We start from the raw sequence: 1,066 nt of genomic DNA on the forward strand, positions 1-1,066 counted from the left end.
GGCTTTGTTGCATGATTAGAAAAACGGTCAGATCCGCATTGGAATAGTCTTGGTATTAAGCTTCAACCTTGTAGCTATCAGGCTTGGCAATCTGAATCATCCGATTGAGCGCAGCACATTTGATGAACAACTCCACCGCTTGATTGTCAAATTGACGCGCACTGAGATTGCCGCCAAAGATCGTTTTGAAGCGAAACAGGGTGGTTTCTGCAATCGATCGACGATGATAGCCAGAGTCGCGCTTCCAGCGTTTGCGTCCATGCTTACGAATCGAGCGCAGATTCTCATCCCGTTGATGAGGCTTGCCTTTACGATTGCCATGCTGCCAAATCTTGGCATCCTTGCGCGGAGGAATGACGGCTTTAGCTCCTTTGGCTTCAATCTCGTCATAGCAATGGCGATGGTCATACGCACCATCGGTAGAGACTTGGTTTATCGGCTCTTCAATGGCTTCCAGCACATCGTTGAGCACTTCTCCATCATGGAAATCGTTGGTTGTGACCACCGCCGCTAAGATTTCGCCCGTTGCCTCATCGACTCCCAGATGCAGTTTGCGCCAGGTGCGTCGTTTGCTCACTCCATGTTGACGGGTTTTCCACTCCCCTTCGCCATACACTTTCACCCCCGTTGAATCCACCACCCCATGACGAGACCCCTCCTTCGGCACCACCGGCAGTTCAACCGAGAGTTGACCCAATCGTCGCCATAGAGTGCTGTGGTCAGGAACGGGTAAATCAATCTCCATCAACTCAAAAATGGATTCCACGAAGCCTTGGCATTGCCGTCCGGCTAATTGATACACGGCTTTCAACGTCGCCATCGTCAGGATTGCCAAATCGCTATAAAGCTTGGATGCTCCGGGCTTACCGCTCAAATCCTCAACAATCCATGCCTCCAGCACAGACTCCTCGATCCAGAAGGTGAGACTTCCTCTCTGCTTCAATCCAGCGTTATACTCAGACCAGTTGCGGATGCGGTATTGAGGTTTCATGGCGTAGTTTTGGTGTGGTAATTGAAACTTACCATGTCTCTACCCTCCGCAACCCCTCTTTATGCAACAACGCCG

The 1,066-nt window shown here is 50.8% G+C and carries 1 protein-coding gene; it reads right to left on the reverse strand.

Annotated features, from left to right (window positions below; all coding sequences use genetic code 11):
- Positions 1–55: 55 nt before the first annotated feature.
- Positions 56–991, reverse strand: a complete 936-nt coding sequence (locus ACKFKF_RS35150; RefSeq protein ID WP_446859885.1) for an IS5 family transposase — start codon at positions 989–991, stop codon at positions 56–58.
- Positions 992–1,066: the final 75 nt, after the last annotated feature.

It is taken from the genome of Phormidesmis sp. 146-12 (genome assembly GCF_052939495.1).

Excerpts from the sequence above, each read along its gene's own strand:
- ACKFKF_RS35150 (WP_446859885.1), bottom strand. The coding sequence starts at position 991 with ATGAAACCTCAATACCGCATCCGCAACTGGTCTGAGTATAACGCTGGA.